Source organism: Frigidibacter oleivorans (assembly GCF_003993775.1).
GTDB classification, from domain to species: Bacteria; Pseudomonadota; Alphaproteobacteria; order Rhodobacterales; family Rhodobacteraceae; genus Frigidibacter; species Frigidibacter oleivorans.
This window is the reverse complement of sequence record NZ_RJRZ01000017.1, coordinates 62,256-79,790: the sequence shown is the minus strand read 5'-3', so window position 1 is coordinate 79,790 and position 17,535 is coordinate 62,256. Positions and strand designations below refer to the sequence as shown.

The 17,535-nt window shown below is 67.2% G+C and carries 21 protein-coding genes and 1 tRNA gene; 21 read left to right on the top strand and 1 reads right to left on the bottom strand.

Annotated elements, in window-relative coordinates:
• Together EEY80_RS16975 and moaB are read left to right on the top strand one after the other, a co-directional pair.
• A partial coding sequence (locus tag EEY80_RS16975) for a uracil-DNA glycosylase (protein WP_164738291.1) occupies nucleotides 1-700 on the top strand: 700 nt, incomplete at its 5' end.
• On the top strand, nucleotides 697-1,239 hold the full coding sequence (gene moaB / locus EEY80_RS16970; RefSeq protein WP_126978557.1) for a molybdenum cofactor biosynthesis protein B: 543 nt from the start codon (nucleotides 697-699) through the stop codon (nucleotides 1,237-1,239). The genes EEY80_RS16975 and moaB, both read left to right, overlap by 4 nt.
• A 20-nt stretch (nucleotides 1,240-1,259) precedes the next feature.
• On the opposite strand, the gene EEY80_RS16965 is transcribed toward moaB, so the two are convergent.
• On the bottom strand, nucleotides 1,260-2,129 hold the full coding sequence (locus EEY80_RS16965) for a protein-disulfide reductase DsbD domain-containing protein (protein ID WP_235829889.1): 870 nt from the start codon (nucleotides 2,127-2,129) through the stop codon (nucleotides 1,260-1,262).
• A gap of 155 nt (nucleotides 2,130-2,284) precedes the next feature.
• On the opposite strand from EEY80_RS16965, the gene EEY80_RS16960 reads away from it, so the two are divergent.
• The 19 genes from EEY80_RS16960 (at nucleotide 2,285) to EEY80_RS16865 (ending at nucleotide 17,512) form a co-directional block, all read left to right on the top strand.
• Complete coding sequence (locus tag EEY80_RS16960; RefSeq protein ID WP_126978555.1) at nucleotides 2,285-2,839, top strand: YqgE/AlgH family protein; 555 nt, start codon at nucleotides 2,285-2,287, stop codon at nucleotides 2,837-2,839.
• A 91-nt stretch (nucleotides 2,840-2,930) separates the two neighbouring features.
• Nucleotides 2,931-4,037 carry a 3-isopropylmalate dehydrogenase gene (gene leuB / locus EEY80_RS16955; protein WP_126978553.1) on the top strand — a complete coding sequence of 369 codons (1,107 nt, stop codon included), beginning with the start codon at nucleotides 2,931-2,933 and terminating at the stop codon, nucleotides 4,035-4,037.
• A gap of 85 nt (nucleotides 4,038-4,122) precedes the next feature.
• Nucleotides 4,123-5,100 (top strand): DMT family transporter, encoded by a 978-nt coding sequence (locus EEY80_RS16950; RefSeq protein ID WP_126978551.1) that lies wholly within the window; start codon nucleotides 4,123-4,125, stop codon nucleotides 5,098-5,100.
• Nucleotides 5,101-5,195: 95 nt separating this feature from the next.
• Nucleotides 5,196-5,272 (top strand) — tRNA-Pro (locus EEY80_RS16945).
• A gap of 217 nt (nucleotides 5,273-5,489) precedes the next feature.
• Nucleotides 5,490-6,149: a hypothetical protein gene (locus EEY80_RS16940; RefSeq protein WP_126978549.1), complete on the top strand. Its 660-nt coding sequence runs from the start codon at nucleotides 5,490-5,492 to the stop codon at nucleotides 6,147-6,149.
• 401 nt (nucleotides 6,150-6,550) lie between these two features.
• Nucleotides 6,551-7,789 (top strand): phage portal protein, encoded by a 1,239-nt coding sequence (locus tag EEY80_RS16935; RefSeq protein WP_126978547.1) that lies wholly within the window; start codon nucleotides 6,551-6,553, stop codon nucleotides 7,787-7,789.
• A complete protein-coding gene (locus tag EEY80_RS16930; protein ID WP_126978545.1) occupies nucleotides 7,786-8,181 on the top strand; it encodes a gene transfer agent family protein in 396 nt (131 codons plus the stop codon). The genes EEY80_RS16935 and EEY80_RS16930 overlap by 4 nt, the downstream gene beginning before the upstream one ends.
• Nucleotides 8,178-8,753 carry an HK97 family phage prohead protease gene (locus EEY80_RS16925; protein ID WP_126978543.1) on the top strand — a complete coding sequence of 192 codons (576 nt, stop codon included), beginning with the start codon at nucleotides 8,178-8,180 and terminating at the stop codon, nucleotides 8,751-8,753. Before EEY80_RS16930 ends, EEY80_RS16925 begins: the two co-directional genes overlap by 4 nt.
• On the top strand, nucleotides 8,750-9,907 hold the full coding sequence (locus tag EEY80_RS16920; protein WP_126978541.1) for a phage major capsid protein: 1,158 nt from the start codon (nucleotides 8,750-8,752) through the stop codon (nucleotides 9,905-9,907). Before EEY80_RS16925 ends, EEY80_RS16920 begins: the two co-directional genes overlap by 4 nt.
• Before the next feature lie 169 nt (nucleotides 9,908-10,076).
• A complete protein-coding gene (locus EEY80_RS16915) occupies nucleotides 10,077-10,544 on the top strand; it encodes a hypothetical protein (protein WP_126978539.1) in 468 nt (155 codons plus the stop codon).
• A gap of 21 nt (nucleotides 10,545-10,565) precedes the next feature.
• Nucleotides 10,566-11,120 (top strand): hypothetical protein, encoded by a 555-nt coding sequence (locus tag EEY80_RS16910; RefSeq protein WP_126978537.1) that lies wholly within the window; start codon nucleotides 10,566-10,568, stop codon nucleotides 11,118-11,120.
• Nucleotides 11,117-11,512, top strand: coding sequence for a helix-turn-helix domain-containing protein (locus tag EEY80_RS20685; protein WP_126978535.1), 396 nt, complete (start codon nucleotides 11,117-11,119; stop codon nucleotides 11,510-11,512). Before EEY80_RS16910 ends, EEY80_RS20685 begins: the two co-directional genes overlap by 4 nt.
• Before the next feature lie 187 nt (nucleotides 11,513-11,699).
• Nucleotides 11,700-12,029 (top strand): hypothetical protein, encoded by a 330-nt coding sequence (locus EEY80_RS16895; protein WP_126978531.1) that lies wholly within the window; start codon nucleotides 11,700-11,702, stop codon nucleotides 12,027-12,029.
• The gene (locus EEY80_RS16890) at nucleotides 12,030-12,332 is read left to right on the top strand and encodes a head-tail connector protein (protein WP_126978529.1); all 303 of its coding nucleotides are present in this window, start codon (nucleotides 12,030-12,032) and stop codon (nucleotides 12,330-12,332) included.
• Entirely contained in the window at nucleotides 12,332-12,748 is a 417-nt protein-coding gene (locus EEY80_RS16885; RefSeq protein WP_126978527.1) for an HK97-gp10 family putative phage morphogenesis protein, read from the top strand. Before EEY80_RS16890 ends, EEY80_RS16885 begins: the two co-directional genes overlap by 1 nt.
• Nucleotides 12,745-13,155 (top strand): DUF3168 domain-containing protein, encoded by a 411-nt coding sequence (locus EEY80_RS16880; protein WP_126978525.1) that lies wholly within the window; start codon nucleotides 12,745-12,747, stop codon nucleotides 13,153-13,155. The genes EEY80_RS16885 and EEY80_RS16880 overlap by 4 nt, the downstream gene beginning before the upstream one ends.
• Nucleotides 13,152-13,472, top strand: coding sequence for a head-tail adaptor protein (locus tag EEY80_RS16875; RefSeq protein WP_126978523.1), 321 nt, complete (start codon nucleotides 13,152-13,154; stop codon nucleotides 13,470-13,472). The genes EEY80_RS16880 and EEY80_RS16875 overlap by 4 nt, the downstream gene beginning before the upstream one ends.
• Nucleotides 13,472-15,145 carry a terminase large subunit gene (locus EEY80_RS16870; RefSeq protein WP_126978521.1) on the top strand — a complete coding sequence of 558 codons (1,674 nt, stop codon included), beginning with the start codon at nucleotides 13,472-13,474 and terminating at the stop codon, nucleotides 15,143-15,145. Before EEY80_RS16875 ends, EEY80_RS16870 begins: the two co-directional genes overlap by 1 nt.
• 9 nt (nucleotides 15,146-15,154) lie before the next feature.
• Nucleotides 15,155-17,512 carry a phage tail tape measure protein gene (locus EEY80_RS16865; RefSeq protein ID WP_126978519.1) on the top strand — a complete coding sequence of 786 codons (2,358 nt, stop codon included), beginning with the start codon at nucleotides 15,155-15,157 and terminating at the stop codon, nucleotides 17,510-17,512.
• The last annotated feature ends 23 nt before the right edge of the window (nucleotides 17,513-17,535 follow it).

Genomic DNA, 17,535 nt, shown 5'->3' with positions numbered 1-17,535 from the left:
GGCCCCGGTTCCTGCGGCCCCCGCCCCGGCGGCCCCGGCGGCGGGCGGTCCGGCGCGGCAGGCCTGGACCCCGCCGCCCGAGCCCGCGAAGGTCGACCCGGCAGCGGTAGCCGAGGCGCTGGCGGGCCCGGCGGCAACGCTCGACGATCTGGCGGCGGTGCTGCAGGACTTCGACCATTGCGAGCTGAAGAAGGGCGCGCGCAACTTCGTCTTCTGCGACGGCCGGCCCGGCGCGCGGGTGATGATCGTGGGCGAGGCGCCGGGGCGCGACGAGGACATCCAGGGCAAGCCCTTCGTGGGCGCGGCGGGGCGGCTGCTGGACCGGATGTTCGCGGCGATCGGCCTGTCGCGCGGCGCGCCCGATGCCGAGGCCGCGCTGTACATCTGCAACGTGCTGCCCTGGCGTCCGCCGCAGAACCGCACGCCCGACCCGGACGAGATCGCGATGATGCGCCCGTTCCTGAAGGCGCATGTGCGGCTGGCGGACCCGGATGTGCTGGTGCTGATGGGCAATACGCCCTGTCAGGCGGTGCTGGGGCGCGGGGGCATCCTGAAGCTGCGGGGCCAATGGGCCGAAGCCTGGGGCAAGCCGGTGCTGCCGATGACGCACCCCGCCTATCTGCTGCGCACGCCCGAGGCCAAGCGCGAGGCCTGGGCCGACCTGCTGTCCCTGCGCGCGAAACTGAGGGAGATTGCATGAGCCGCATCGACGACAGCCGCGACTTCATTCCGGTGGGCATCGCGGTGCTGGCGCTGTCCGACACGCGCACCCTGGCCGAGGACCGGTCCGGCGACCTGCTGGTCGAACGGCTGACCGCGGCGGGGCACCGGCTGGCGGCGCGGGCGATCCTGCCCGACGACCGGGCACAGATCCGCGCGCAGTTGCAGGACTGGATCGCCGACCCGGGCATCGACGTGATCCTGACCACCGGCGGCACCGGGCTGACCGGCCGCGACGTGACGGTCGAGGCGCATCGCGACGTCTACGAGAAAGAGATCGAGGCCTTCGGCACCGTGTTCACGATGGTGTCGATGCAGAAGATCGGCACCTCGGCGGTGCAAAGCCGGGCCTGCGGCGGCGTCGCGGGGGGCACCTACCTGTTCGCGCTGCCGGGATCGACCGGGGCCTGCCGCGACGCCTGGGACGAGATCCTCGTCTGGCAGCTCGACTATCGCCACCGGCCCTGCAACTTCGTCGAGATCCTGCCGCGGCTGGAGGAGCACCGCCGCCGCAAGTGACGGGACCGGACCGGGACGCCTCAGTTGGCGGGGCAGCCCTTCAGTTCCACCGCGCCGGTGCTGCCGATCAGGGTGATGGTCACGCCGGACCGGTCCAGCGCCATCGGCCCCCGCGTCCCCGGCAGCAGGTCGGCGGTCGAGATCAGCTGCCCGCCCTGGCGGACGGTCTCTGTCTCCGACACCCAGATCGAGGGATCGGAGGTTTCGATCACCGCCACCGCGTCCTGCGGCACCCGCGATTCCAGCACCGCCGTCAGCCGCAGCCCGTCGCGGATCGGGTCCAGCCGGCACTGGACCGTGCGGGCGCCGACCTCTGCCCCGGGTCTGGGCTGGGCGGCGAGCGCGGCGCGGATCTCCTCGGACGGCGCGCCGCCGGCCGGCAGGGGGCCGCCGATGGTCAGCGACAGCGGCACGCAGATGTCGCGGCAGATGCCGAGGTTCACCGTGCCCTTCAGCGCGATCGGCCGGGACGGATCGCGCGGCGTCACCTCGACCGGCAGCACCAGCTGGCGGCGATAGCCGAAGGTCCGCATCCCGCCCAGTTCGAACATCAGCGGGGCCGGCCAGTGCAGCCGGACCGCGGCCACGTTCTCTGACCCCGACCAGTCGAATTGCGGCGGGATGCCGGCATCGCCCGGCGCGCGCCAGTAGGTCTTCCACCCTTCTGCCAGATCGAGCCGCAGCGCCGCCATATGGGTGCCGCGGCCGGTGTCCCAGCCGGGCATCAGCCGCGCCGCCACCAGCTGGTCGGGCTGGACGGACTGGGCCATCGCCGGGCCCGGAGCGAAGAGACCGGCGCCGAAGGGCACCGCCAGCAGCGCGGCGAGGACCAGGGCGAGCGGCCCGCGACGAAGGGGACGAGGAAAGGGGCTGGGGCGGTGGCGGTTCATGGCCGGCACATCTATCGCGCCGCGACCCCGGGCGGAAAGTCACATTCGCGCCAATCCCCGCAGCTGTGGCCCGGCTGCGCCGGCTTTCCCGGCCCGCGGGCCTTGCACCGGCCCGGCGGCGGCGCGATGTTCGGGGAAAGGCCGGGAATCTGACGATGGACCTGACGGGAAAACTGCTGATCTCCATGCCGGGGATGGGCGATCCGCGCTTCGAGCGCAGCGTCGTCTATCTCTGCGCCCATTCGCCCGAGGGCGCGATGGGCCTGATCGTGAACAAGCCCGCGCATGACCTGTCCTTCTCGCATCTGCTGAGCCAGCTGGGGGTGCGGCAAAGCCTCGGCGGGTCCGAGATCCGGGTGCATTTCGGCGGCCCGGTGGAACATGGCCGCGGCTTCGTGCTGCATTCCGACGACTATCCGGGCGGCGAGGCGACGCTGCATGTCGACGCCCGCTTCGCCATGACCGCGACGATGGACATCCTGCAGGCCATCGCGGCCGGCGACGGGCCGGAGCGGTCGCTGCTGGCGCTCGGCTACGCCGGCTGGGGGCCGGGGCAGCTGGAATCCGAAATCCTGCGCAACGGCTGGCTGACGGCCGATGCCTCGCCCGATCTCGTGTTCTCGCCCGACGATCCCGGCAAGTGGGAAGGCGCGCTGAAATCGCTAGGCGTCGATCCCGTCAGCCTGTCCGGGGCGGCGGGGCGGGCCTGAGGGGCGCCTTCGCCCGCCGCCGCGCTTGACCCCGGGAAAGGCCTTGGCTAGGCCGCATGGGACGCAGTTCGCGGCCCTACGGAGGAACATCGTGGCAAATCCCTCGCTTCTTATTCTCGCCGGTGATGGCATCGGCCCCGAGGTCATGACCGAGGTCAAGAAGATCATCGGCTGGCTCGGCACGAAGCGGGGCATCGCCTTCGACGTCGAGGAGGGGCTGGTCGGCGGCTGTTCCTATGATGCGCATGGCACGCCCCTGACCGATGCGACGATGGAACGCGCGCAGGCGGTGGACGCGGTCCTGCTGGGCGCGGTGGGCGGCCCGAAATACGACGACCTCGACTTCAGCGTGAAGCCGGAACGCGGGCTGCTGCGGCTGCGCAAGGAGATGGACCTCTACGCGAACCTGCGCCCGGCGCAGTGCTTCGACGCGCTGGCCGACTTTTCGTCGCTGAAGAAGGACGTGGTCGCCGGGCTCGACATCATGATCGTGCGCGAGCTCACCTCGGGCGTCTATTTCGGCGAGCCGCGCGGCATCTTCACCGAGGGCAACGAGCGCGTGGGCATCAACACGCAGCGCTATACCGAAAGCGAGATCGCGCGCGTCGCCCGCTCGGCCTTCGAACTGGCGCGCAAGCGCGGCGGCAAGGTCTGTTCCATGGAAAAGGCCAACGTCATGGAATCGGGCATCCTGTGGCGCGAGGTCACCCAGAAGGTGCGCGACGAGGAATATCCCGACGTGGCGCTGACCCATATGTATGCCGATGCGGGGGCGATGCAGCTGACCCGCTGGCCCAAGCAGTTCGACGTGATCGTGACCGACAACCTGTTCGGCGACCTCCTGTCGGACCTTGCCGCGATGCTGACCGGCTCGCTCGGGATGCTGCCCTCGGCCAGCCTCGGCGCGCCGATGGCGAACGGCCGGCCCAAGGCGCTGTACGAACCCGTCCACGGCTCCGCCCCCGACATCGCCGGCCAGGGCAAGGCCAACCCGATCGCCTGCATCCTCAGCTTCGCCATGGCGCTGCGCTACAGCTTCGACATGGGGGCCGAGGCCGACCGTCTGGAACAGGCGGTCGAGACGGTGCTGGCTCAGGGCGTGCGCACCGCCGACCTGATGGGGCCGGAGGGCGGCACGCCGGTCTCGACCGCCGAGATGGGCGCCCGGATCGTCGCGGCGCTCGACGCGTCGCTGTGACCGGCCCGGGCGGCGCGGCGGAACCTTCGCCGCGCCGCCCGTGTTCCCCAGCCGGACAGGTGAGGCAGGCGGGCAGGATCGGGCGATGACGGGCAGCGGAACCGCAGGCAATGCGCGGGGGGCGCTGTTCGCGCTGGCGGCGATGGGGGTGTTTTCCACCCATGACGCGATCATCAAGACGCTGGGGCAGACCTATTCCGCCTTCCAGATCGTGTTCTTCGCGGCGCTCCTGTCCTTTCCGCTGGTCACCTTCCTGCTGATCAACGACCGGTCCGACGGCAACCTGATCCCCAAGCACCCGTGGTGGACGGCGTTGCGGACGCTGTGTTCGGTCGCGGCCGGCACCTCGGCCTTCTATGCCTATTCGGTGCTGCCCCTGGCGCAGGTCTATGCGCTGCTCTTCGCCGCGCCGCTGATCGTGACGGTGCTGGCGATCCCGATCCTCGGCGAAACGGTGCGCCTGCGCCGCTGGCTGGCGGTGGCGACCGGACTGGCCGGAGTGCTGATCGTGCTGCGGCCCGGCGGGCAGGATCTGACCGCGGGCCATGCCGCGGCGCTGTTGTCGGCGCTGGCGGGCGCGACGGGGTCGGTCGTGGTGCGGCGGATCGGGCGCGACGAACGGTCGGTCGTGCTGCTGGTCTATCCGCTGATGGCCAACTTCCTGGTGATGGCGGCGGCGATGCCCTTCGTCTATGTGCCGGTGCCGCTGGCCCATCTGGGGCTGTGGGCGGTGATCGCGATGCTGGGCCTCGGCGGCTCGCTGCTGCTGATCCGCGCCTACCGCTCCGGCGAGGCGGTGGTGGTGGCGCCGATGCAGTATTCGCAGATCCTGTGGGCCACGCTTTACGGCTATCTGCTGTTCGGCGAGGGCGTGGATGGCACGACGATCCTCGGCACCGCCGTCATCGTGGGATCCGGCATCTATATCGTGCTGCGCGAGGGGCGGTCGCCCGCCTCGCTGCAGCCGGTCAGCCGCAGCGCGGGCCGTGCGCAAAGCCTTGCCCCGCGCCCCTCGGTCCTGCGCCGCTTCCTGCCCGTCCGGGGTGGCGCCGGCCCCGTCTGACCGGCCCGCGCGGCCCGGCGCCGCGCGCGAGGCCGGCCCGCGCAGGATGCCCCTTGCAAAGCCGCGCGGGAGCCTGTAACCCCCGCCCACACGGTCGGAGCGTAGCGCAGCCTGGTAGCGCACCTGCTTCGGGAGCAGGGGGTCGGAGGTTCGAATCCTCTCGCTCCGACCATGTATACCCCTGAAAATCTTGGAAAATTTCTGAATCCCTCCGAGGGGTCTGGGAGAACAAAGAAGAACGAAAGGGAGCCGGATTCCCTGAACCGGCGCCGAAAGTCCCTGAAAAAGTCCCTGAAAGTCCTGGACGCGCGTTCCGGGATCGTTCGCGAGTCGTTCCCTGCGCAGATCAGTGGCGTTCGGGGGGCACGAACGGCAGGGGGGAAGCCATCATGAGCAATCCGATCTTCGGTCAGGCCTATCAGGCGAAGATGAAGGCCAAGCTAGCCGCGCTGGTGGCGCAAGCCGAGGCAGCCGAAAAGAAGAAGCAGGCTGTAACCCCAAGTGCGGCGGAGAAGGCCCTGCCAACAGCGCCACCCATTTCCACCGCCGCTGAACTGCGGGGGTTCTTCAAGCAGCATCCGACTGTCGCAAGGGTTATGGGCGTTATCCTCAAGGTCTGGCGCAGGTCGACATCCCGGCGCCCAGGCAAGAAGGGGTTCTGGGCGGCTTACCCGCATCAGGACTGGGCACGGTGGACGAAGGTTTCCGTTGCCACCTTCAAACGGCAGGTCGAACTTCTGGAACTGAGCGGGCTTCTGGAAAAGGTGCGGGGGCGGCATGGCGGGACGCGGGTAGTCACCTTCATTCGTCCAACGGCCCTTGCTCTGGAACTGATCGAAGCGAAGAACGAAGACTGGCTGCATCTTGGGGCGGGAAATGCAGTTAATTTCACTTCAAAGCAGCCCGCGTCTGCCTCGGACTTACCCACCAAGACGGCTTCCCTACCACTGGGATGGGGTGGAAAACCTGCTGACCAGCCGCAGTCCTACGAAGAACTTTTGGCCATCATACATGGCCCTGCTAAGTCGCTGAAACTGACCTCAGATTAGCTCATCCCGGAACCCCCGATGAGCTAGTCCATGAGCTAGTCTGCGATCTAGTCGATTACACTACTCGATACTTCGTATCTCGTAGAACCCTCCCTTTTTTCACTTCGTTCAAAAGGGACATTCTGCCCGGACCCGCTTCGCTCGTTCCGGGAAGAAGCCCTTCACTGCGTTCCGGGAAGAAGTTCGCTTCGCTCACCCAGTCCTCCCCTCGGGTCGGACCCACCCCCCAAAAGCCCCCCTCCGCGCCGCGATTGGCCCAAATTCACGACAAGGCCGATGTTGTCAAAACACTACCCGCATGCGAATGTGTTGGGGCTTGATGCACTGCCCGGCCGACCGGGCCATGCGCATGGAGCCGGAGGACACCGGCAGGCGAAGTCAACGCTTGCCCGAGGTGCTCCGTGGGTTTTTCCTTCCGCCGCCAGAAAATCGAGACCGCCTCCGCGCCAGTGCAATCAATTGCAAACGGCGATGAGCAGCGTTCGCTTGCCGACCCGGCCGCTTGGCTTTTCGATCTGCTCGGCGCGGCGCCGGTCAACTCCGGCGTCACCGTCACCCCGGCCACCGCCATGCGCTGTGCGCCGGTCCGAGCCGCTGTTGAAGCCATCTGCGAGGCGGTGGGCGGCCTTCCCCTGCACCTCTACGAACGAGGCGCCAGCGGCGCGCGTTCGCGGGCTACGGGGCATCCGGTTTACGCGCTGCTGCACGGCGAGGCCAACGGCTGGACCCCGGCAGCCCTGTTCCGCGAGCAGCTGACCCGCGACGCGCTGCTGCACGGCAACGGCTTCGCCCATGTCGGACGCGATGGCGCAGGCACCCCGCGCGAACTGATCCGCCTCGATCCTGCGACTGTCACCGTGCAGCAGGACCGCACGACCGGGGAACCGGTATATCGGCTGACCGGCACCAGCACCGGGCGCTTTCTCGACCGCCGCGACGTGCTGCACATTGCGGCACCATCGACCAACGGCTTTTCCGGTGCTTCCCCGGTGCTGGAATGCCGCGAAGCCATCGGCCTGTGCCTGGCACTGGAACGCCACGCGGGAAACCTGTTCCGGCAGGGCGGGCGCCCCAGTGGCCTGCTGTCATTTCCCTCGAAAATCGGCGCCGATACAGCGGCGCGGATGAAAGCATCCTGGCAGGCCGCAACAGCGGGCGGCAACAGCGGCGGCACCGCAATTCTCGAAGAAGGCGGCGGCTTCACACCGCTGGCGTTTTCCTCCGTCGACGCCCAGTTTCTCGAAATCTGGGGCCACGCCGTCACCGAGATTGCCCGCGTCTTCCGGGTGCCGCCGCACCTGCTTTTCGACCTGGGCCGGGCGACGTGGGGAAACGCCTCCGAAATGGGCGCGACCTTTCTGCGCTTCACGCTCGACCGCTGGCTCAAATGCTGGACGGGCGAAATTCGCCTGAAGCTGCTGCTGCCCGATGAACGGCAGACCGTCTATACCGAATTCCTGGTGGACGACCTGCTGCGGTCCGATCTCTCCGCCCGCGCTGCCGCCTATTCGCAACTGATCGCGGCCCGCGTCCTGAACCCGAACGAGGTTCGCCAGATGGAAAATCGTGCGCCTTACGATGGCGGCGATGCATTCCTGAACCCGCACACGACGACCGCCGCACAAGGGGGCGCCTCATGAACGCGCAACCCGTCCCGGTGCAACCCGTCCCGGCGCAACCTGCCCTGCGGCAATTCTTCGGCGACAGGGACCGCGACTTCCGGCTGACCCCGGAACTGGTCGCCGAACTCGAACGCATCACTGGCACCGGCATCGGCGGCTTCACCCGGCGCGTGATGGCCACCGAATTCCGCCTGGCCGACCTTCATGCCACCATCCGCTTGGCCCTGATCGGCGGCGGCACCGATCCACAAGAGGCGCAGGCCCTGATCGCAGCCTATGTCGCGCCTCGCCCGGTGCTGGACGCATTTGCGCTGGCCGTGGCGGTCCTCGACCATCTGATGACGGGCGAAGTGCAATCAATTGCAAATTCCGCTTCCGGTTCGGCCGCCGAAAGAGCGGGGGAAGCATGACGGCGAAAATGCAATCAACTGCAATCGAGGCCCGCGAAGCGATGCGCGGCGAAACCGCCGATGCGGAAGTGCGGTTCGCAGTGCCGGGGGATGACGGCATCCTCGAAGGAACGGCCGTGCGGTTCGACGTGGTCGACAGTCACCGCTCCGAATTCGCGCCGCAGGCTTTCGCCAATGCCCGCGCCCCCATTCCGATGCTTTGGAGCCACGATCCGGCGCAGGTCATCGGATCGTGGATCAGCATCGAAGCCCGATCCGATGGGTTGGCGGTCAAGGGCCGTCTCAATCTGGCCGTGACAAAGGCAATGGAGGTGCGGGCGCTGTTGCAGGCAGGCGACGTGACCGGCCTGTCAGTCGGTTTCCGTACCCTGCGGGATGAACGCACGGCGCAAGGCACCCGCCGCGTCACCCAGGCCGAACTGCACGAAATCTCAATCGTGGCCTTCCCAGCGGTGCCGGGCAGCCGCGTTGTCGCCACCCGAGCCGTCTCCGCCACCGCTGCGGCCGATCAGGTCGCCTTCGTCACCAGCATTCGAGCCGCAACGGCCGCCATCCGAGGAACCCGAGCATGAAACACCTCCCCGCCGTCGAAACCCGGTCTGCACCGCCGCTGGAAACGCGGGAAGACCCGCCCGCCGATCCGCTGGCGCAGGCCACCGCCGCTGTTGGCGAACTGCGCGCAGCCGTGACCGACCATCAGACCCGGCAGACCACCGAACTGCGCGGGCTGACAGACCGGCTGGCGGCGCTGGAGACCCGGATGAACCGGCCGGGCACGGTTGAGACGACCGCCGAACCGGCAGCGGAAACCCGTGCCTTCGCGGCATTCGTGCGCGGGGGTGTGGAACGGGTGCCAGCAGACGAGGTGCGGGCGCTGACCGTCTCGACCGACACGGCGGGCGGCTATCTGGCGCCGGAGCAATTCGTCGCCGAGCTGCAACGCAACCTGGTCCTGTTCTCGCCGATCCGGGCAGCCGCCCGCGTGGCCACGGCATCTTCCGGGGAAATCCTGCTGCCGAAGCGCACGGGCACCCTGACGGCAGCCTGGACAGGCGAGACCGCCGCCAGCACCGGCACCGAACCGACCTATGGCCAACAGAAAATCGTCGTGCATGAACTGCGCTGCCACGTCGACGTGTCCAACCGGCTGCTGGAAGATGCCGCGTTCGACATCGAATCTGAACTGGCTTACGACCTCGCCGAGGAATTCGGGCGGGCCGAGGGCGCGGCGTTCATCAACGGTCTGGGCGATGCCAGCAATCAGCCGAAAGGCTTGCTGACGGAGACGGTGGACGGCGTCACCACGGCGGGCGCCTCCATCACCGGAGACGAATTGATCGACCTCTACCACGCGCTGCCGGGCGCCTATGCCGCCCGCGCCGTGTGGGCCATGAACCGGACAACCATCGGCGCCATCCGAAAGCTGAAAACCACCGCAGGCGACTACCTGTGGCGTGAGCCGATCAGCGAAGGCAACCCGCCCACGATCCTCGGACGTCCCGTGATCGAATTTCCCGACCTGCCCGACGCGGATGCAGAGGAAATCCCCGTGGTCTTCGGCGACTTCGGCAGCGGCTTCCGCATCTTCGACCGGGTGAACCTGTCCGTGCTGCGCGACCCCTACAGCCAGCAGGCGAACGGACTGGTGCGCTTCCATGCCCGGCGCCGCGTGGGCGGGGGGATGACCAAGGCCGAAGCCTTCCGCTTCCTGACGATGGCAGCCTGAACGATGGCAGCCTGACCGGCTGCCGTCCCGTGATCGGGGGAAACCTTTCTGAGGGCCACGCGGCCAGCCCGACAACGGAAAGCCACTCTCCCGCCCCCGAGCCGCTGGCGGTCACTTCCGGGCCAAGGGTGGCAGGGCCGCACGACACCGCAAACCAAAGGACGGACCAATGATCCATTCAACGGCAGGCGCCAAGATTTACATTGGCCCGGCAAACTCTTCCGCCGCGACGGAGGCTGAATTCGCGGCCCTGTCCTATGTCGCCATCGGGGAAGTCGAAGACCTGGGCGAGTGGGGCTCGGAAGGTGCCGAAATCACCTTCGCCAGCGTGGCCGACAAACACATGCGGCGGCGCAAGGGCACCATCGACTCCGGCGTTGTGGAACTGGTCTGCGCGCGGGACGCACTTGACGCGGGCCAGATCGCTGCGCGGGCCGCCGCCGACAGCCATTCCACCCATGCCTTCAGGGTCGAAGTCAACGACGCCCCCGAGGGCGGCACGGCGAGCACCTTCTACTTTCTGGCAGTCGTGCTCTCAGCCCGCAATACGTTCTCCACCGCCGACGAAATCACCCGCACGACCTTCCGTCTCGGGATCGACGGCGCCATTCTCGAAATCCCCGCCGAAGCGGCCTGACGCTGAGGTGCAGGGATGCGCGTGGGCGAGGAACTGACAGTCGACCTCTCGGGTGTGGGTCATCTCTGCCTGCGCCCGAGCCTGCGTTGCGCCCTTGAACTCGACCGGCGCGAAGGCGGCTTTCCGAAGCTGATCCGCGACCTTCAGGACCACAGTCTGACCGCCACCTGCGCTGTGCTGCGGGCAGCGGGCGAAGATCACCCGTTCCTCGAAAGCAAGGTGCTGACCACCGGCTTGCCGCGCCTTTCCCCCGGTCTGCTGCACCTGGTCCTGTGTTGCGCCGGGCTGGACATCGAAGCGGACGACGATCCGCGCGAAGCCGGTCAGCCCATCGCGTTCCGCCGCTTTCTGCTGGACCTCTACGGCAAGGGCACGGGCTGGCTTGGCTGGACGCCCGAAGTGACGCTGGACGCCACCCCGGCAGAAATCATCCTTGCCGTGAAGGGCCGGGTGCAGCTGGTCAATGCGATCTTCGGCAGCGAACCTGCAAAAGCCAAGCAGCCCGCCGACCTGGCCAAACGCTTTCGTGCGGTCTTCGGCGCATTCGGCACCCGGAAGAAGGATCACGACGCATGATCCTCCTTCACCGATGCCTGCCGCGCCTTCTGGCCCAACTGATGGTGGAAAGTCGCGTCTCTCAACGCGCGCTGGCAAAGCGGGCGGGAGTCAACCGCAGCACCCTCCGGGGCGTCATGGCAGGGCAAACGCCTGCCCGCGTGGATCATCTGGAAATGCTGTTGCAGGTGCTCGGTCACGAACTGGACATCCTGCCGATGAAGGACACGAAGCTATGCCCGTCAGTGCCCCCCGGATTTGCGGATGCGGAAAAGCCGTTGCCTTCGGAACCCGCTGTCCATGTCGTGCCAAGCAGGAGGCTGACCGCAAATCCCGCGCGGATCAGTCCCGACCGACTGCCCGCCAACGCGGTTACGACACTGCATGGGACAAGGCCCGGCAAGGCTTCCTGAAGACGCATCCGGCCTGCGTCATGTGCGGCAAGCCCGCCAATGTCGTGGACCACAAGACTCCGCATCGCGGCGACATGAAGGTGTTCTGGGACAAGACCAACTGGCAACCGCTCTGCACCGGCTGCCATTCGGGCCGGAAGCAACGGGCAGAGAAGCAGCAGGACAGGACAGGCAGAGGTGGGCAGGCATGACCGAACGGAAGAAGAAGCCCGGCCCGGCCCCCAGGCTGTATGAACTGAACGGCAGGAAACTGACGCTGACGGAGTGCGCCGCCATCGCAGGCCTGACTAAGTCCACCCTTGTGGCACGGCTGCGGCGGGGCTGGCCGCTGCAACTGGCCGTTCACCTCCCTCCGATGGAAGCGCGGACCTGCACCGCCTTCGGCAGATGCCTGACCGCCTGTGGCCGGGCAATACAGCCCCATCAGCAACCGGGGGGTATCTCCGAACTTCCAGAACCAGCCCGGGACCGGCGCGGGGAGTCGCAAAATTCATTTCGATCCGTGATGGAGGAATGAATGACCATTCTGAACGTTGATGATCTGAAGGCGCATATGAACATCGTGGGCAGCGATGACGACGCGCTGATTGAATCGAAGATCGCAGCAGCAGAGGCTTGGGTGGGCGCCTTCATCGGCACTGCGTTGGACGACGCGGAGGCGTATCCCGATGGTCCGCCGGACCCGCTGAAAGAGGCGGTGCGGCAGCTTGTGGCCCATCTCTATGAAAACCGCGAAGCCACGCTGGTGGGGGTGGGCATCACTACGGTTTCCCCCGGTCTGTTCGATCTGATGGCCCCATATCGCACCTGGGTGTTCTGATGGCGAAGCAGACCGAACGCCTCAGACGACGCCTTGCCGCCATCCCCAGGGAGGTGAAGCGGGCAGTGGCGCCTGCGCTGGTGCAGGGCGGGGACGAGATTGCAGACACGCAACGGCGGCTGTCTCCGGTGGACACGGGCGACCTGCGCGCCAGCATTGCGGTCACGCCCCCCGGGCAGATGACCCCGCCCTATTCGCAGCCCGGCGGCGCGCGGCTGGCGGGAGAGACCGAAGTGCTGGTGACGGCGGGCAACAGTGCGGTGCGCTATCCGCATCTTGTGGAATTCGGCACCATCGACACGGTCGCACAACCCTTCTTCTGGCCGGGCTTCCGTCTCGCCCGCAAGCGCGCCCAGGCAAGAGTCAAACGCGCCATCGGCAAGGCCGTCAGGGACGGGTGGGGCAGGGGGGCATGATGGAGGCGAGCCTTGACCTGCAACGGGCAATCCGCGCCCGCCTGATCGCGGCGCCTGCACTCACTGCGGCGGTTCCTGCCGGTCACATCCTCGACCGCAATGCCGGTCCCGAACTCTTTCCCTGCATCCTGATCGGGGAGGGACAGGCGCTGGCCGGAGACGGGCTGATGCGCACCCGTCACGAGATATTTCTCGATCTGCATGTCTGGGCCGATGAACCCGGTCTTGCGACCGCCAAACTGATCTGTGGCTTGATCCGGGACACGCTGCGAGATGGTCCTTGGGCGCTGGAAGCCCATCATGTCGCCGACGCCTATTTTCAGGCCACGCGGTTCATGCGCGATCCTGACGGCAGGCATTCGCATGCGGTCATCACCCTGCGCGCGCATCTGGTGGAGGCGGCATGAGGGCCGGGGCACTCGACAGGACGCTGACAATCGAACGTGCCACCTTCGCCGTGGACGCGGCGGGCACCCCCGTGGCGACGTGGGCGGCGATAGCGACGGTGCGGGCGCAGAAGCTGCAATCCTCGACCGAGGAATTCATGCGCAGCTTCGGTGAAGCCGCCGAAACGGTTGCGATCTTCCGCATTCGATGGCTGGGCGGCATTTCTGTGACCGACCGCGTGACCTGCGACGGCATCGTCTACGACTTGAAGGAGGCGAAGGAACTGGGGCGGCGCGAAGGGCTGGACCTGCGCTGCGTCAAGGCGGGGACCGCCTGATGCCGATCACCATCAAGAAGAAGCCGCAAGCCAAGATTGCAATTGATTGCAATCCGTTCCCGGAAATCCCGGACCCGATGGGATACGGTCAGCGGGCAGTGGACTTCATCAGGACGCTGAAGCACCCGCAATCGAACCTGCCCGGCCACGCCTTCCAGCTGGACCCGTGGCAGGAAAGGATCATCCGGCAGATTTACGGGCCACGGCATCCGAACGGGAACAGGATCGTCAGGAACGCGGTGCTGCTGGTGCCACGCGGAAACCGGAAGACGACGCTTGCCGCGGCGCTGATCCTGCTGCACGGGCAAGGCCCCGAACGGCGGTCGCATGCGCAGTTGGTCAGCGTGGCCAGCGACCGGAAACAGGCGAAGCTCGTGCATGCCGAAGCATCGGGCATGATCGACCCCGACTATGCGTTCACCCCCGCGTTGGGCAATACCGCCAAGACCGTGGACGCGCGCCGGGGCGCCAAGCTGCGCGACAACACCAACAAGATCATCTTTCCGGGCGGCATCGTCTATGAGGCGTTGTCCTCCGATGCGGGGACGGCGCAGGGGCGCACCCCAAGCCTTGTGATTGCCGACGAAGTGCATGCCTGGGCGAAACGCGACCCGCGGGAACTCTGGGGCGCGATGAAGGCAGGTGCCGCGAAGGTGGCGAATTCTCTCGTGGTAGTGACGACGACCGCAGGGACCGGGCAGGAGAACCTTGCCTTCGACATCATCGACTATGCCCGCCGGGTGGCGAAGGGCGACATTGACGACCCTGCGACACTGCCGGTCCTTTATGAGACGACCGCGGATGCGGACTGGCGGGACGAAGCGGTCTGGCACGCCTGCAATCCCGGTCTGGAATTCGGCTATCCCGACCTTGAGGGGCTGCGCCAATCGGCCGTAGAGGCGGAGCACAAGCCCGCCGAACGCGCGATCTTCAAGCGGTATCACCTGAACATCTGGCAGCAGCAGTCGGCGGCGCCTTTCGTGGATCTTGCCGTCTATGACCGAGGTGCCGAGCCGGTGGACCTCGACGCCCTGCAAGGCGAACCCTGCTGGCTCGGGGTGGACCTGTCTTCGACCTCCGACCTGACCGCGATCGTTGCCGCGTGGCGGGACAGTGACGGCGGCTACATCGTGCACCCGTGGTATTTCTGCCCCGGAGACAATCTCAACGCCCGCCAGACCAATGGCGGCATCCCCTACGTGAGCTGGGCGGAACAGGGCTTCATCGAACCGACCCCCGGCAATGTGATAGACTATGACACGGTCGAAGACCGGATCATGGACCTCTGCGACCGTTTCGACGTGCGGGAAATCGCGGTGGACCCCTGGGGCGCCCGGCGCACTCTCAACAACCTGCTGGAAGCCGGATTGCCCGCGGTGGAGATGCGGCAGGGCATGGTGACGATGGCGCCCGCCTGCCGGGAACTGGAACGCGCCATCCTTGCCGGAAAGCTGCGCCACGGCGGGCACCCTATCCTGCGCTGGAACTTCGACAATGTGACGGTGGAGTCGGACGCAGCGGGCAACATCAAGTTCAACAAGAGCAAGAGCCGCGAGAAAATCGACGGCGCGGTTGCCGCGGCAATGGCGGTGGCCCGCGCGGCACAGGGCGACGACTTCCGCAGCGTTTACGAAGACACGGCCCAACGGCCCGATGGCTTCCTTATCTGGTGAGGAAAAAACATGCCGCTCGATGACACCGAACGCCTTGTGGTGGCCCTTGAAGCCCGCATCCGCGACTTCGAGCGGAACATGGCCAAGGCCAGCCGCAGCGCCGACCGGCAGTTTTCCCAGGTGGAGCGCCGCGCCAAACAGTCAGCCGACCGTCTGGAAAGCAGCATGTCCGGTGCCGCTGCCCGCGTCGGTGCCAGCTTCAAGACACTGGCGGCCTCTTTCGCGGGGGGCTTCGCAGTCGGCAGCCTGGCGGAAATCGTGGGGCAGGTGGGCGAACTGGCCAAGGGCATTGCCAGCGTGGGCGATGAAGCCAAGCGGGCCGGGCTTTCAACGGGTGCGTTTCAGGAATGGTCATTCGTGGCCCGACAGAACCGCATCGGTATCGACGCCCTGACTGACGGGTTCAAGGAACTCTCTCTGCGCGCCGACGAATGGATCACGACCGGGGGCGGTTCGGCGGCAGAGTCGTTTCAACGTCTTGGCTTCACCAGCACCGAACTGGCGGCGAAGCTGCAAGACCCTTCGGCGCTGATGCTGGAAATCATCGGGCGCATGGAAGACCTGGACCGGGCGGCGCAGATCAGGATTGCGGATGAGATATTCGGCGGCACGGGCGGCGAACGCTTCGTGGAACTGATCGGACAGGGCGAAGCCGGGCTGCGCGCCACGATTGCGCGGGCGCATGAGGTGGGCGCGGTCATGGACGCACAGATGATTGCCAAGGCAGCCGAACTGGACCGGAAATTTACCGAACTTCAGACCCGCGTGGGCAGCGTCTTCAAGACCGGAATCGTGGACCTCGCCACGATGCTGGGGCTGGTGCGGGAAATGCGCGAAGCCCTGCCCTTCGACCAGCAGATGACCGCACAGCTGTTCGGACCCGGCCTGGCGGCGTCGCTGGCAAATCTGGGCGACGTGTCGGCGGCATCCCGCGCCGAAATCGAAGGGATCGGCATCGAATTCGGCCACCTTGCCGGTGAGGCGCGGGGCACGGCACTGGAACTCAACAATGCTGCCATGACGATGACCGGCCTTGGCAACACCACCGCGGCCGCCACGATGACCGAACTTGCTGCGCAGATGGAAGCGGCCGTGCAGCAATTCGAGGCGGGGGCGATCACGGGCGAAGAACTCCGAGCCGAACTGACCGCGATTGCGACCGAGGCCCAGAACACCGTGACAGGGCTTGGCGACCTGGACGCAGCCCGTCTGGGCAACGTGACAGCATCGGTGGGCGGCCTGCTGGGCGCCATCGCCCGCATTCCGGCGGCCGTGGCCGAAGCCGCCAATGCCATCCGCAGGCTGGACGGCTTGCAGACCGACGACCGGGCAGCCGCCATCGCCGAGGCGAGGGCCGGTGCCTATGTCAGCACCGTTGCCCCGACTACCTCGCCACGGCCGCAGCGGCAGGGGGTGGACAGCTACGGCGACTGGCAGGATGCCCGCAGCCCGGCGCCCGCGCCTGCCTCTGCCGGGTCGGGTGGCGGATCAGGCGGCGCTTCCGGGGCCGACCGGACCAGTGCCTATGACCGTGAAACCGAAAGCCTGCGCGAGCGTATCGCCGCGATGCAGGCCGAAGCCGACGCCCGCCGCACCGCAACCGGATCGGTCGAAGAACAAACGGCAGCAGTGGACCGGGCGAAGATCGCGCATGATCTGCTGACAGCGGCGCAGGAGTCCGGCCTTGAAGTGACGCCCCAGTTGAAGGCAGAGGCCGACCGGCTGGCAGGTGCCTATGTGGAGGCCGAAGCGGCAGCACGTGAACTGGCGGCCGCCCAACAGCAGCTGGACAGCGCCAAGGCCAGTATCGAGACGGCAGGCCGAGATGCCTTCACCGGATGGATCACCGGGGCCAACACCGCCCTGGATGCCGTGAGCCAGCTCCTGAACAGGCTGGCGGAACTTGCGGCGAACCGGCTGTTCGCGACGATCTGGGGCGGCATCGGCGGGGACGCCCTTTCCACCGGCTTGGCAGGTATGATGGGCTTTGCGTCTGGGGGATACACCGGGGCGGGCGGCAAGTATCAGCCCGCAGGCGTTGTCCACAAAGGCGAATACGTGATGCCGCAGGAGACAGTGCGGCGACTCGGGGTGCGGGCACTGGACGCCATCAACACCGGCAAGCTGCCCGGCTTCGCCTCCGGCGGGCTGGTGGGCAGCCGGACCTTTGCCAGCAGCTACGCCCCGTCGATTGCAATTAATGTCACCGGCTCCGGCAATCCGTCACAGGACCGCAATCTTGCCCGGATGATCGCTGCTGAGGTGCGGAACGCCCTGCCTGCCCCCGACAGCTTCGGTCGCAGCAGGACGCAGACCGACGCACGGGCGGCGATGGACCAGCACCGTGCCGTCATGCGGAAGGGGTGAGAAGACGAAGACAGACAAATTGC